Origin of the sequence: Nannocystis exedens, from assembly GCF_002343915.1 — a bacterium.
GTDB classification, from domain to species: Bacteria; Myxococcota_A; Polyangia; order Nannocystales; family Nannocystaceae; genus Nannocystis; species Nannocystis exedens.
Map to the genome: position 1 here is coordinate 8,328,968 of NZ_NETK01000001.1, position 13,783 is coordinate 8,342,750.

Below are 13,783 nucleotides of genomic sequence, written 5' to 3' on the forward strand. Positions count from 1 at the left end.
TCGGCGGCGGGGCGAGAGAGCTTGCGTATCTTTCGGACGGAATTCGGCGTAGGTGGGCGATGTCCGGGTGGACGTTCTGCGGACAGTCGCTGCAGGGGATGTCCGCATCGCGGGGCGCCAATTGATTCGCCGCCGAGGTTCACCTTGACGATGCCCCGCTCGCGTCTGGTCTTGCGCGAGGTTTTCCTTTCGCCGGTCTCCGTCCATGGTCTTCGATTCGGTCCGTACACTCCTCACTTTGGCTGCTGGTTTCGAGGCGCAGGTCGACCGCGACGCCGAGCAGGTCGCTTGCCGATTTCGCGGCGCTTCGCTGACGTACGGCGAGCTCGATCGGCGGGCGAACCAGCTCGCGCGACGCCTGCGCGCGCTCGGGGTGCGCGACGAGTCGTGCGTCGCGGTGCACCTCGAGCGCTCGCTCGCGGCGGTCGTGGCGATCGTGGCGGTGGTCAAGGCCGGCGGCGCCTACGTGCCGCTCGACCCGGAGCACCCGGCCGAGCGCTGCGCCTTCACGATCCGCGACTCGGGCGCGGTCGTGGTCGTCACCGAGCGCTCGCTCTGGCGCGGCGCTGCCGTCCCCGACGGGCCGGCGGTCGTCTGGCTCGACGACGCCGACCTCGGGCTCGCGGCCGAGTCGCCCGAGCGCCTCCCGCTCGTGGCGACGCCGGAGAGCCTGGCCTACGTGATCTACACGTCGGGGTCGACCGGCGCGCCGAAGGGCGTGATGGTCACGCATCGCAACGCGGCGCGCCTGTTCGCGGCCACGAACGCGTGGTTCGGGTTCGGCGCCGCGGACGTGTGGGCGCTCTTTCACTCGCTCGCGTTCGACTTCTCGGTCTGGGAGCTGTGGGGCGCGCTGCTGTACGGCGGCACCGTGGTGATCGTGCCGTTCGAGGTGTCGCGCTCGCCGCGGCAGATGGCCCGGCTCCTGGCGGAGGAGGGGGTCACGGTGCTCAATCAGACGCCGTCGGCCTTCCGCGCGCTGTCGCCGGCGCTGCTCGCCGAGGGCGGGCCGCTCGCGCTCCGCACCATCATCTTCGGCGGCGAGGCGCTCGACTATCGCGCGCTGCGGCCGTGGGTCGCGCGCCACGGCGACCAGACGCCGCGGCTCGTCAACATGTACGGGATCACCGAGACCACGGTCCACGTCACCTATCGCCCGGTGCTCGCCGGCGACGTCGCCGCGGACACGCCGAGCTGCATCGGCGCGCCGATCCCCGACCTCGAGCTGCTGCTCCTCGACGAACACCTCGCGCCCGTCGCCGACGGCGAGCCCGGGGAGATCTTCGTCGCCGGCCCCGGCGTGGCGCGCGGCTACCTCAACCGGCCCGAGCTGACCCGCGAGCGCTTCTTCGAGTGGAACGGGCGGCGAGTCTACCGCTCGGGCGATCGGGCGCGGCGCCTCGCGGACGGCGACCTCGAGTACCTCGGCCGCGGCGACGCGCAGGTCAAGCTGCGCGGGTTCCGGATCGAGACCGGCGAGATCGCGGCGCGCCTCGGCGAGGTCGAGGGGGTGCGCGAGGCGGTGGTGCGGCTGGTCGGGGCCGGGGACGCGGCGCGCCTGGTCGCCTATTGCGTGCTGCACGACGGGCACGAGCTCGATCGCGCGGCGGCGCGGCGCCGGCTCCGGACGGTGCTGCCCGACCCCATGATCCCGGCGGCGTTCGTGGTGCTGCGCGCGTGGCCGCTGACGATCAACGGCAAGCTCGACGTCGCCGCGCTGCCGCTGCCGGAGCGCGAGGCGGGCGAGCACCGGCCGCCGACCGGCGAGACGGCGCGGACGATCGCCGCGCTGTGGCGCGAGGTCCTCGGTGTGGAGCAGGTCGGGCTCGGCGACGACTTCGTCGCGCTCGGCGGGGCCTCGCTCGCGGCCGCGGAGGTGGCGGCGAGGATCGCCGACGCCCTCGGGGTCGCGCTGTCGCTGCGCCAGGTCCTCGAGCACACGCGACTCGAGGACCTGGCGGAATTCGTCGAGGCGCAGGCGCGACCCGCGGCGTCGCCGGCGGACGGCGCGACGGCGCCGGCGGCCACGGACGAGCTGTCGGCGGCGGAGCAGGCGTTCTTCGTGATGGCCCAGCGGGCGCCCGGTCTGGCGCTCTACGCCGAGAGCCTGCTGTGGCGCTGGCGCGGGCCGTTCGACGACGCGCTGTGGCGGGAAGCGCTCGACGAGCTGGCGCGGCGTCATCCCATCCTGCGGACCACCTTCGTCATGGCCGCCGACGGTCCGCGGCGCCGGATCGCCGCCGAGTCGAGCGTCGAGCTGACGGCGCACGATCTGACCCATCTCGAGGCGTCGCAGCGCGAGGCGCACGCGCGGTCCGCCGCGGCGATCCGCCTGCGCGACGGCTTCGACCTCGAGCGCGGCCCGCTGTGGCGCGTGCTGGTGTTCTCGGCGGCCGACGAGGCGCCGACGATCTTCATCCTGTTCCATCACATCATCCTCGACGGGGTCGCGTGCGCGGAGCTGGTGACGCAGCTCGACGCGATCTACCGCGCGCTGCGGGCCGGCGTGGCCCTGCCGCCGCCGCCTCGCGTTCGGAGCGGCGCGGGGGAGGCCGCCGATGATTTGCCGTTCTGGCGCGCGCAGCTGGCGGACCTGCCCGAGCTGGAGGTCCCGACCGATCGCTCGCGCCCGCTCGTACCGAGCTTCCGCGGGGGCAAGGTCAGCCGCGTCGTCCCGGCCGCGCTCGCGCACGAGGTCCGCGCGCTCAGCCGGCAGGCGGGGGTGACGCCCTTCACGACGCTGCTCGCCGCGTTCGAGCTGCTGCTGCACCGCCTGTGCGGCGCGCGCGAGGTCGTGCTCGGGGTCATCGCCGCCGGTCGCGTCCAGCGGGGCGGGGCCCTGGGCTGCTTCATGAATCCGCTGGTGGTCCGCCAGGAGCTCGCGCGCGACGAGCCGTTCCGCGAGCTGCTCGGGCGGGCCCGGGCGACGCTGCTCGACGCGCAGGCGCATCCATCATTGCCGTTCGCTCGCCTCGTGGGCGAGCTCGGCGCGAGCAGGATCGACGGCAGGAACCCGCTGTTCCAGGTGGCCTTCTCGGCCGACGTGCCGATGCCGGCGCTGGCGACCGCCGCGGGCTTCGAGGTCGGCCCGCTCGACCCCGGCACGGCGCGCTTCGACCTCGCCGTCCACGTCGAGGAGCGCGGCGACACCTTCGCCTTCCACGCCGAGTACGCGAGCGACCTGTTCGACGAGGTGACGGTCGCGCGCTGGCTCGAGCGGTACGTGACCGTGCTCGAGGGCGTCGCGCGCGAGCCGTCGGTGCGGGTCGGCGCCGTGGAGATCCTCGGCGCGCGCGAGAAGGACGAGCTGGCGCGCTTCGCCGCCGGGCCGCCCGCGCCGAACGGGCCGGGCGTGCCCGAGCGCCTGCGAGACCTCGCCCGCGAGTCGCCGGACGCGCTCGCGGTCGTGTCGGGAGCGGCGCGGCTCACGTACGGCGAGCTCGCGGCGCGGGCCGAGCGGATCGCGGGCCACCTCGCGTCGCTCGGGGTCGAGCCCGACGAGCTCGTCGGCCTCTACGGCCGGCCGAACGCCGAGTGGGTGGCCGCCGTGTTCGGCATCTGGCGCGCAGGCGCGGCCTACGTGCCGCTCGACCCCCGGCATCCGGCGGAGCGGATCGGCACGACGCTGGCCGACGCCGGCGTGCGGCGCGTGATCACGATCGAGGACGCCTCCTCGGCGCTGACGCGGTTCGACGGGCATGTCCTCGCCTGCGAGCGCCTGGTCGCAGACCCGCCGCGAGCTGCGGTCGCGTCGAGTGATTCGCGCGGCCGGCTGGCCTACGTCATCTACACCTCGGGCTCGACGGGCACGCCGAAGGGGGCGCTCGTCGGCCACGACAACCTGGCGAACTTCTGCGACGGCTTCGTGAGCCTGTTCGGCGCCGGCCCGGGGGACCGGGTCGCGCAGCTCAACTCGCCCGCGTTCGACGCCTCGGTCCTGGAGCTCCTGCTCGCGCTCACCACCGGCGCCACGCTGGTCATCGCGCCCGCGGAGGCGCGCATCCCGGGGGCCGAGATGGTCGAGTTCCTCGCGGGTCAGGGCATCTCGCTCGCGTTCGGGGCGCCGGCGCTGTTCGGCGCGCTGCCGGTGGCGCAGCCGGCCTCGGCGCTGCCGCGGCTGCGCCACGTGCTGTTCGGCGGCGACGTGCTGTCGCGCGAGCTCGTCGAGCGCTGGGCCCCGGGACGGACCGTGTGGAACGCGTACGGGCCGACCGAGACCACGGTGATCACCACGGCCACGCGGGTGCGAGCCGACGGCTCGCGGCCGCCGATCGGCCGACCCATCGCGGGCATGCGCGCTCACGTGGTCGACGAGGCGCTGCGGCCGTGCCCGATCGGCGTCGCGGGCGAGCTCGTGATCGGCGGCGCAGGCGTCGGCCGCGGCTACCTGCGGCGCCCGGAGCTGACGCAGGAGCGGTTCTTGCCGGATCCGTTCGCGGCGGACGCCGGCGCCCGGATCTACCGCTCGGGCGACCTGGTGCGGCTGCGATCCGACGGGCAGATCGAGTTCCTGTCGCGCCTCGATCGCCAGGTGAAGCTGCGCGGCAACCGGATCGAGCTCGGCGAGATCGAGTCGGTGCTCGTCGGCAGCCCGGGGGTCGCGCAGGCGGTGGTGGTGGCGCGGGTCGACCAGGGCGAGATGCGGCTCGTCGCGTACGTCGTCGGGCAGGGCGCGCCGATCGATCCGTCGCGGCTGCGGGCGCGCCTGCGCGAGCGCCTGCCCGAGTTCATGGTGCCGGCGGCGTTCGTCGAGCTCGAGCGGCTGCCGCTCAACACCAGCGGCAAGCTCGACTTGATGGCGTTGCCGTCGCCGAGCGCCGCGCCGGCGCCGCGGGTCGAGGCCGCCGCGCGCGCGCCGCGGGACGAGCGGCTCGAGCCCGTCATCGCCGGGCTGTGGGGCGAGATCCTCGGGCTGGCGGCGGTGCCGGTCGACGTGCCGTTCTTCGAGCTCGGCGGCAACTCGCTCGGGCTCGTGCGCGTGCAGACGGGCCTCCGCGAGCGCTTCGGCCGGACCGTGTCGGCCGTGCAGCTGCTCGCGCTGCCGACGGTGCAGGCGATCGCGGGGCACCTGCGTTCGCTCGGGGTCGACGACGCGCCGCGAGCGATTGGTTCGTCGGCGCGCAGCGCTCCGCCGGCCCCGGCCGCGCGGTCGAACGCGATCGCGATCGTCGGCAGGTTCGTGCGCGGGCCGGGGGTCGAGACGCTCGCCGACTTGTGGCGGATCGTCGCCGACGGCCGCGACGTGATCGAGCCGTTCGCGCCGGGCGAGGTCGGCGCGCGCGGCGAACACCCCCACTTCGTCGCCGCCGAGGGGCGGCTCGACGGCGCCAACGCGTTCGACGCCGAGTTCTTCGGCATGACGCCCGCCGACGCCCGGCTCATGGACCCGCAGCACCGCGTGTTCCTCGAGGCGGCGTGGGCCTCGCTCGAGGACGCGGGCCACGACCCGCGGCGCTTCGCCGGACGGATCGGCGTGTTCGCCGGCGTGGGTGTGCCGCGGCACTGGCTCGGGCCGATCGGCGACGCGCTGCGCGAGGACCCCGACGCCGCGCTCGCGGACCGGGCGGAGCTGTTCAACTTGCCGGAGCACCTGACCAGCCGGACGGCCTTCAAGCTCGGCCTCCGCGGCCCCGCGGTCACCGTGCATGCGGCCTGCGCCACCTCGCTGGTGGCGGTCCACATGGCGTGCCGCAGCCTGCTCGCCGGCGACTGCGAGATGGCGCTGGCCGGCGGGGTGTCGATCAGCACCGTGGCGCCGTCGGAGCGGGGCTACATGGCGCTCCCGGGCGGAATCTTCTCGCCCACCGGGCGCTGCCGGCCGTTTTCGCTCGACGCCGACGGGACGGTCAAGGCCAGCGGGGTGGGCGTGGTGGTGCTGCGCCGGCTCGAGGACGCGATCGCGGCCGGCGACGCGATCGCCGGGGTGATCCTCGGCTCCGCGGTCAACAACGACGGGGGCGCGTCGGTCGGGTTCAGCGCGCCGGCCGAAGCGGGGCAGGTCGCGGTGCTGACCGAGGCGTACCGCGCCGCCGGCGTCGCGCCGACGGAGGTCGACCTGGTCGAGGCGCACGGCACCGGCACGGCGCTCGGCGACGCCACCGAGGTCAGCGCGCTGCGGCGGGTGTTCGGTGCGACGCGGACCGCCGAGCCGGTGAGCCTCGGGTCGGTCAAGGCGAACCTCGGCCACCTCGACTCGGCCGCCGGCGTGGTGGGGCTGATCAAGGCGACGCTGGCGCTGGAGCACCGGGTGGCGCCGGGGCTGCCCGAGTTTCGCGGGCCGAACCCGCTGCTCGAGATCGACGCGTCGCCGTTCGTCGTCCACGGCGAGCCGCGCCCGCTCGTGCGGCGCGGACGGCCGCTCCGCGCGGGGGTCACGTCGCTCGGGATGGGCGGCAACAACGCGCACGTGGTCGTCGAAGAGGCGCCGGTGACGGCGGCGCAGCCCGCGGCGCGCGACACCGCCGCGCTGCTGTGCCTGTCGGCCCGCACCCCCGCGGCGCTCGACGCGATGACGCGTCGGCTCGCCGAGCACCTGCGCCGTGAGCCGCGAGCGTCGGTCGACGACGTCGCGTTCACGCTGGCGACCGGTCGCGCCGAGCTGCCGCTGCGGCGGGCGGTCGTCGTCGGCGCGCGCGAGGACGCGTCCGCGGCGCTCGCCGACCGGCGCGCGTGGATCGACGGCTCGGCCGCGGGCGGGCGGCCGGTGGTGTTCCTGTTCCCGGGGCACGGCGCGCAGACCGTGGGCATGGGGCTCGACCTTTATCGCAGCGAGCCGCGCTACCGCGAGGTCGTGGACCGCTGCCTCGCGCTGCTGCGCGACGGCGCCGGCGTCGACCTCGGGCCGTACCTGCTCACGCGCGACGCGAGCCGCCAGGCGGCGTTCGCCGAGCCGCGGCTGGGGCAGCTCGGCACGTTCGTCGTCGGCTACGCGCTCGCGTCGCTGCTGCGGGGGTGGGGCGTCGCGCCCGCGGCGCTGCTCGGGCACAGCCTCGGCGAGTACGTCGCCGCCTGCGTCGCCGGGGTGTTCTCGCTCGCCGACGCGCTCGCCCTCGTCGACGCGCGGGCGCGGTTGATGGAGGGCTGCGGGCCGGGGACGATGGTGTCGATCCTCGCCGAGCGGGCCGACGTCGCGCCGATCTTGCCGGCGAGCGTCTCGGTGGCGACCGAGGCGCCGGGGTGCACCGTGATCTCGGGGCCCGTCGAGGCCGTCGCCGCGGTCGAGGCGCGCCTGCTCGCGCGCGGCTTCGAGGCGACGCGGCTGCCTGTGACCCAGGCCTACCACTCGCCGATGATGGCGCCGATCCGCGAGGCCTTCCTGGCCCGGGTGGCCGCGGTCCAGCGGCGGCCGCCGAGCTTGCCGGTGCTGTCGTGCGTGACCGGCGAGTGGTTGACGGACGCCGCGGCGGTCGACCCCGCTTACTGGGCGGATCACCTGTGCGGCACGGTCACGTTGACGGGCGCGCTCGGCACGTTGCTCGCCGACCCGGCGCGCGTGTTCGTCGAGGTCGGGCCGGGCCGATCGATGCGCGGGTTCTTGCGGCGTCATCCGCTGGCAGGCGAGTCGACCGTCACGGTGACGACGCTGCGCCACGCGAGCGAGCCGGAGATCGCCGACGACGCGCACCTGCTGGCCGGCGTCGGCCGGCTGTGGGCCCACGGCGTGGCCCTCGACTGGCCGGCCGTCCACGCCCGTCGCTCCGCGCGTCGGGTACCCCTTCCGACCTATCCGTTCGAGAGACGAGTTCACATGATCGACCAGAGTACGATGATTCAGGCGCCGGCGCGCGCCGAGGTGTTTTCGCTCGCCGGCGAGAGGGACGCCCTCGAACTGCAGGCGTCGCGGCTCGAGCGGGAGCTCGGCGTGCGCACGCTCGACGAGCGGCCGGGGGTGCGCGAGGGGCTCGAGGCCGTCGCGCTCGCGCTGGTGGGCCGCTACTTCGTCGAGCACGGCGGCGCGCGCCCCGGCGAGCGCGTGCGGGTGGCGGCGCTGCAGGACCGGCTCGGCGTGCTGCCGAGGTTCGAGCGCATGTTCGCGTTCCTGCTCGCGACCTCGCACGCGCGCGGGCTCTGCGAGGTCGACGCCGGCGCGGTGATCTGGCGCGAGCTGCCGTCGGCCGCGGAGGCGGAGGCCGGGTTCCTCCGCCGTCATCCCGAGTTCGCCGGGCTGGTGCGCTTCGTGGCCCACGCGGTCGGCCACTACCACGCGGCGTTCCGCGGCGAGGTCGAGTCGATCGGGGTGCTCTATCCCGACGGCAGCGACGCGTTCTATCGCGAGTGCATGCGGGCGAGCGCGCCGATCTCGTCGGACGAGCTGTGCCTGCGCCTGGCGCGATCGGTCGCCGTGTCGCTGGTGAACAGCCGGAGCGAGCCGACGCGCATCCTCGAGGTCGGCGCGGGGCACGGGATCTTGACGTGGCCGCTGATCGACGAGCTCGTCGGCTGCGTCGCTCGCGGGCGCCGCGTCGACTACTCGTTTACGGACATCGGCCGGTCGTTCCTCGCCCGGGCCGAGGCGCGCGCGGCGGAGCGCGGGGCCGCGTTCGTCCGCACCGGCCGCTACGACCTCGATCGCGAGCCCGCGAGCCAGGGCTTCGCGCCGGGGTCGTTCGACCTGATCCTCGGGTTCAACGCGGTCCACACCGCGCGCGACACCGCGGCCACCGTCGCGCGGCTCCACGAGTTGCTGGCGCCGCGGGGGCTGCTCGTGCTCGTCGAGGCGACCCGGGTCGAGCTGTGGGAGACGCTGGTGTGGGGCCTCGCGCCCGGCTTCTGGGACGTGATGGAGCGCGGCCGCGAGTCCCTGCTGCACCGCGCCGAGGACTGGGCCGACTTCACGCGGCGCGCCGGCTTCGCGGTGACGGAGCTGTTGCCGCGCGCAGGACGGGGGCGGCACGATCACGCGCTCGTGGTCGCCCAGCGGGCGGCGGTACAGGCGTCCCTGCGGCCGAGCGAGGCGTCGCGCGTCGCGCCGGCGAATCGACCCCAGGTCGCGGCGCGGCCCGACACGAATGGGGCGGCGGTGCAGGCGGCGGAAGCGGTGATCGCGAAGATCTTCCACCGGCTGCTCGGGACCCGCGACGTGGCGCCCGACGCGAGCTTCTTCGCGCTCGGCGGCGACTCGCTGCTGGCGGTGCAGCTGCTCGCCGAGGTCCGCGTGGGGCTCGGGGCCGAGGTCCGCAGCTCGGAGTTCGCCCAGGCGCCGACGATCGCCGGCCTCACGCGCCTCGTCGCGCCGCGGCTGCCCGCGACGGGCGGGCGGGCCGCGACGAGGACAGAGGCCTCGGGGTCCGAAGCTCGCCTGTCGGGCGCCGAGCGTGGGACTTCGCGGTCCGAAGTCGTGTCGCTCGCGGCTCGCCTGCCGCGCGCCCTGGCTGCGACGACGAGGGACGATGCGTCGCTCGTGGCTCGCTCGCTCCGCGCCGAACATGCGACGGCGCAGGATGATGCGTCGCTGGCAGCTCGCTCGCCGCACGTGGTGCAGGCGACGACGAGGCATGATGCGTCGCTGGCGGCTCGCTCGCCGCACGTGGTGCAGGCGACGACGAGGCATGATGCGTCGCTGGCGGCTCGCTCGCCGCACGTGGTGCAGGCGACGACGAGGCATGATGCGTCGCTGGCGGCTCGCTCGCCGCACGTGGTGCATGCGACGACGAGGATCGATGCGCCTTCCTTCGAGGCTCACCTGCCGCCGGCGCTCGTGCCCCTGCAGACGCGCGGAGACAAGCCGCCGTTCTTCTGCGTGCATGGCATCGGCGGCAGCGCGGCCGGCTACGCGCCGCTGGCCGGCCGCCTCGGCGACGAGCAGCCGTTCTACGCGCTGCAAGCGAGCACGGGCGACGCGGCGCCGGCCTCGCTCTCGGCGCTGGCGGCCGACCATGTGGCGGCGATCCGTCGCGTCCAGCCCGCGGGTCCGTATCGGGTCGGCGGCTGGTCGTTCGGGGCCATCGTCGCGCAGGAGATGGCGCGGCAGCTCGAGGCCGCGGGCGAGCGGGTCACGCACCTCGTGCTGTTCGACGCGCCGGCGCGCAAGTGGACCAGCCCGCTCGGCGCGATGGTGGGGCGGTGGTCGCTCGCCGGCGCGATGGTTCGCAACGCCAGGCTCCAGGGGGCGCGCGCCGGGTCGCGCTGGCGCGTCGCCGACGTGCTGCGTCGCTCGGCGAACGTGGTGGAGACGACCGCGGAGTTCTGGGACATGTCCGAGCGCCACGTCCGGCTCCTGCGCGCGCATCAGCCGGGGGCGGTGCGCGCCCCGATCACGCACTTCCGGGCCCGCGAGGGGCTGGCGGGCGGCGAGCTGCCGTTCCCGCTGGGCGGCCCGGTGGAGGTGTGCGAGGTGCCGGGCGATCACTTCACCATGTTCTCCGACGCGTCCGCGGTGCGAGCGCTGGCCGACCGCCTCGCGCAGTGCCTCGACACCGTGCGCCCCGACGACCGCGCGCGGGAGCTCGCGGACGAGGAGCGAGCGATCTGCGAGCTGATGCGGCGCTTCATGGACCTGTCGTGCAACGCGGACGCGGGCAGCGACGTCGTCGACGCCTTCTTCGCCCGCGACGCCGAGACGCTGCTGTTCGACAGCTACGACGGCACGTTCCGCGGCTTCGCGGCGATCCGCGAGCAGTACGCCCGCGAGTTCGAGGCCATGATCGACGCGACGGTGGGGCTTTATGAGGAGTTCGTCCGCATCGCCCCCGGCGGCCGCTCGGCCTTCCTCACCGGGCTCGTCGACTCGGAGCTGAAGCTGCGGCGCAGCGGCCGGCCGATCCGGTTCGCCCGCGTGCGCCTCACCGCGGTGCTCGAGAAGCACGGCGCCGACTGGCGCGTCGTCCACGTCCACTACTCGCTGCCGGTCGGCGTGCCCCTGTCGATGATGGACTGAGCAAGGTCTGTCCTCACGGACAGGTCGGCGGCCCCGGCAGCGCCGGGGCTGCCTGACCTGGCGCCACGCTCAACGGAGCGTCGTCTGTCCTCGCAGACAGGTGAGATCGGCGGGCGAGTTCGTCGCCAGCGGCGGCGGCGTCCCTCCGATCGCCGCATCCACGTCGCGTCAGCCGCGGGGGCGGTTGGCGGCGCGGAAGAAGTCGAGGAAGCAGCGCAGCTTGACCGGCATGTGGGCGCGGTTCGGGTAGTAGAAGGAGAAGCCGGGGAACTCGGCGCTGTGGCTCTGCAGCACGCGGACGAGCTGCTTGTTCGCCAGCGGCGCGCGGACCAGACCGGCGAACACCTGGGCCAGGCCGAGGCCCGCGACCGCGGCGTCGACGATCGCCAGCATGTCGTTCAAGACCACGCGGCCGTCGACGTCGAGCTCGACCTCGTCCTCGCCGTCGCCGAGCCACCAGCGCTGGAGCCGCCCGCTGGTGACGAAGCGCAGGCGGATGCAGTCGTGGTCGAGCAGGTCGCGCGGGGCGGTCGGCCGCGGGTGATGGGCGAAGTAGTCGGGGGCGCCGACGACGACGAGCCGCTGCGGGCCGCCGACCGGGGCGGTGATCATGTCGCGCGGGATGGCCTCGTCGAGCCGCACGCCGACGTCGAAGCCCTCGCCGACGACCTCGCTGAGGCCGTCGCTGAGGCCGAACTCGAGCCGGATGTGGGGGTATTCGCGGGCGAAGCGGGCCAGGTGCGGGGCGATGAACAGGGCGTAGGTGACCCGCGACAGCGCGACCCGGACGAGCCCGCGCGGGGCGTCGCCCTCGCCCTCGAGCGACGCGCACGCCTCGGCGAGCTGCGCGAGCCCGGGACCGACGCCGGCGAGGAAGCGCGCGCCGGCGTCGGTCGGGCCGACGCTGCGGGTGGTGCGGCGCAGGAGCAGGACGCCGAGGTGGCGCTCCAGCTTGCGCACGGTCTGCGACAGCGCCGAGGTCGAGACCCCGAGCTCGTCGGCCGCGCGGGTGAAGCTGCAGTGGCGGGCGACACACTCGAAGGCGGCGATCGCCGGCAGGTCGGCCGGCTTGATTGTGAAGCGCTGGTTCATAGTCCTGGAATGACTAGCCCATTTTTCTTCACGCGGGAACGGTCCACATTTCTCTGCGCAAGGCGGCCATCGAGGCGCCCGCACGGGGCGGACGCCGGCCGCGACAGGAGCAGGACATGACGCAAGTTTGGTTCATCACTGGGGCTTCGCGGGGACTTGGGCAGGAGATCGCCGAGGCGGCGCTGGCGGCCGGCGACATCGTGGTGGCGGCGGTGCGTGACCCGCAGCGGGCGGTCGCGGCGGCGGGCGAGCACCCGCGGCGGATGTTCGTGCAGCTCGACGTGCGCGACGAGGCGCAGGTGCAGGCGGCGGTGTCGTTGGCGGTCGAGCGCTTCGGTCGCATCGACGTGCTGGTCAACAACGCCGGCTATGGCCTGCTGGGGGCGATCGAAGAGGGCGCGGCCGACGAGGTCGAGGCGCTGTTCCGCACCAACGTGTTCGGGCTGCTGGCGGTGACGCGCGCCGTGCTGCCGCACATGCGACGCCAGCGCTCCGGGCACGTGCTCAACATGTCGTCGCTCGGCGGCTACGCGTCGAGCCAGGGCTGGGGCCTGTACTGCGCGACCAAGTTCGCGGTCGAGGCGATCACCGAGGCGCTGGCGCAGGAGGTCGCGCCGCTCGGGATCCACGCGACCGTGATCGAGCCGGGCTTCTTCCGCACCGAGTTCCTCGCCGGCGGCTCGCTCGGCCGGGTGCGGCGCGAGATCGCCGACTACGCGGCGACGGTCGGCGCGGTGCGAGCGTTCGCCGACGGCCACGACGGCGCGCAGCCCGGCGACCCGAAGCAGCTCGCGCAGGTGATCCTGAAGGTGGTGGCGGCGGAGCGCCCGCCGGTGCGCGTGCCGATCGGCGCCGACGCGTTCGCCCGCGTCGAGGCCAAGAACGCCGCGGTGGCGGCCGAGCTGGCGCAGTGGCGCGAGGTCGCGGCGGTGCGAGGCTTCGCGGGGTGAGCGGCGCGCGAGACGGGCACGATCAAACGTCGTGCCCGTCGAGGACGGGAGCGGGGCGGCGGTCTCACGTGAACCACCGGGCCAGCTCGTCGCGGCTGGCCGGCGGGGCGTCCTTGACCGGCTGCATGTCGGCGAAGATGTTGTCCTCGGCCGATCCGGTCGACAGCGGGCGCCACGGCGAGACGCCCGGCTTCGCGCCGCAGAAGTACTTCATCGTCTGGACGTCCATGAACCGGCAGTGGGTCGGGTCGGCGACGCCGTTGACGAACCGCCAGTGCGGCGACAGCACGTGCAGCACGCCGGTCGGGCGCAAGATCCGGTGGAGCTCGCGCATCAGCCCCAGCAGGTCGCGGATGTGCTCGAGCACGTGCACGGCGAACACGTGGTCGAAGCGGTCGTCGGGGAACGGCAGGGGTCGCTCGAGGTCGGCGACGCAGTCGACCTGCGGCCCGGCCTCGCTGTCGAGCCCGATCGCCTCCGGCACCTGCTTGGTGTCGCCGCAGCCGATGTCGAGCAGCTCGAGCGGCCGGCCGGCGACGGCGAGCCGGTCCCACACCGCCAGGAGGCCCGCTTGCCGGCGCAGGAGCCCGCGCAGCAGCCCGCGCTGGGCCTCCGACGCGACCTCGCCGGCGACGTGGGCCACGCCGCCGCGCACGCGCACGTCGAGCCGCAGCGCCGCGGTGCGTCGATCGTGCGCCAGCGTGTCGCGCAGCTCGGTCGCGATCGCCTCGTCGCGCAGCCGTCGCCACGGGAAGGTGTACGGGTCGGCGCGGATCTCCTGGTCGCTCATGCACCCTCGCTCCTGCCGCACGCTCGAGCGGCGCCGTGAAGTGGCCAGGCAAGCATGAAGCCAGTCGCGGGTCGG

At 74.8% G+C, this 13,783-nt stretch carries 4 protein-coding genes; 2 read left to right on the top strand and 2 right to left on the bottom strand.

The annotated features are described in order from the left end of the window. Positions 1–238 precede the first annotated feature (238 nt). Complete coding sequence (locus NAEX_RS32805) at positions 239–10,876, top strand: non-ribosomal peptide synthetase/type I polyketide synthase (protein WP_170136186.1); 10,638 nt, start codon at positions 239–241, stop codon at positions 10,874–10,876. Between the two features lie 168 nt (positions 10,877–11,044). Here the strand turns inward: NAEX_RS32805 and NAEX_RS32810 are convergent, their stop codons facing one another. Beyond that, on the bottom strand, positions 11,045–11,968 hold the full coding sequence (locus tag NAEX_RS32810; RefSeq protein WP_096331420.1) for a LysR family transcriptional regulator: 924 nt from the start codon (positions 11,966–11,968) through the stop codon (positions 11,045–11,047). Positions 11,969–12,084: 116 nt separating this feature from the next. On the opposite strand from NAEX_RS32810, the gene NAEX_RS32815 reads away from it, so the two are divergent. Further along, positions 12,085–12,918: an oxidoreductase gene (locus NAEX_RS32815; RefSeq protein WP_096331421.1), complete on the top strand. Its 834-nt coding sequence runs from the start codon at positions 12,085–12,087 to the stop codon at positions 12,916–12,918. Positions 12,919–12,982: 64 nt separating this feature from the next. On the opposite strand, the gene NAEX_RS32820 is transcribed toward NAEX_RS32815, so the two are convergent. Next, positions 12,983–13,708 (bottom strand): class I SAM-dependent methyltransferase, encoded by a 726-nt coding sequence (locus tag NAEX_RS32820; protein WP_096331422.1) that lies wholly within the window; start codon positions 13,706–13,708, stop codon positions 12,983–12,985. Positions 13,709–13,783 lie beyond the last annotated feature (75 nt).

Excerpts from the sequence above, each read along its gene's own strand:
- NAEX_RS32810 (WP_096331420.1), bottom strand. The coding sequence starts at position 11,968 with ATGAACCAGCGCTTCACAATCAAGCCGGCCGACCTGCCGGCGATCGCC.
- NAEX_RS32815 (WP_096331421.1), top strand. The coding sequence starts at position 12,085 with ATGACGCAAGTTTGGTTCATCACTGGGGCTTCGCGGGGACTTGGGCAG.
- NAEX_RS32820 (WP_096331422.1), bottom strand. The coding sequence starts at position 13,708 with ATGAGCGACCAGGAGATCCGCGCCGACCCGTACACCTTCCCGTGGCGA.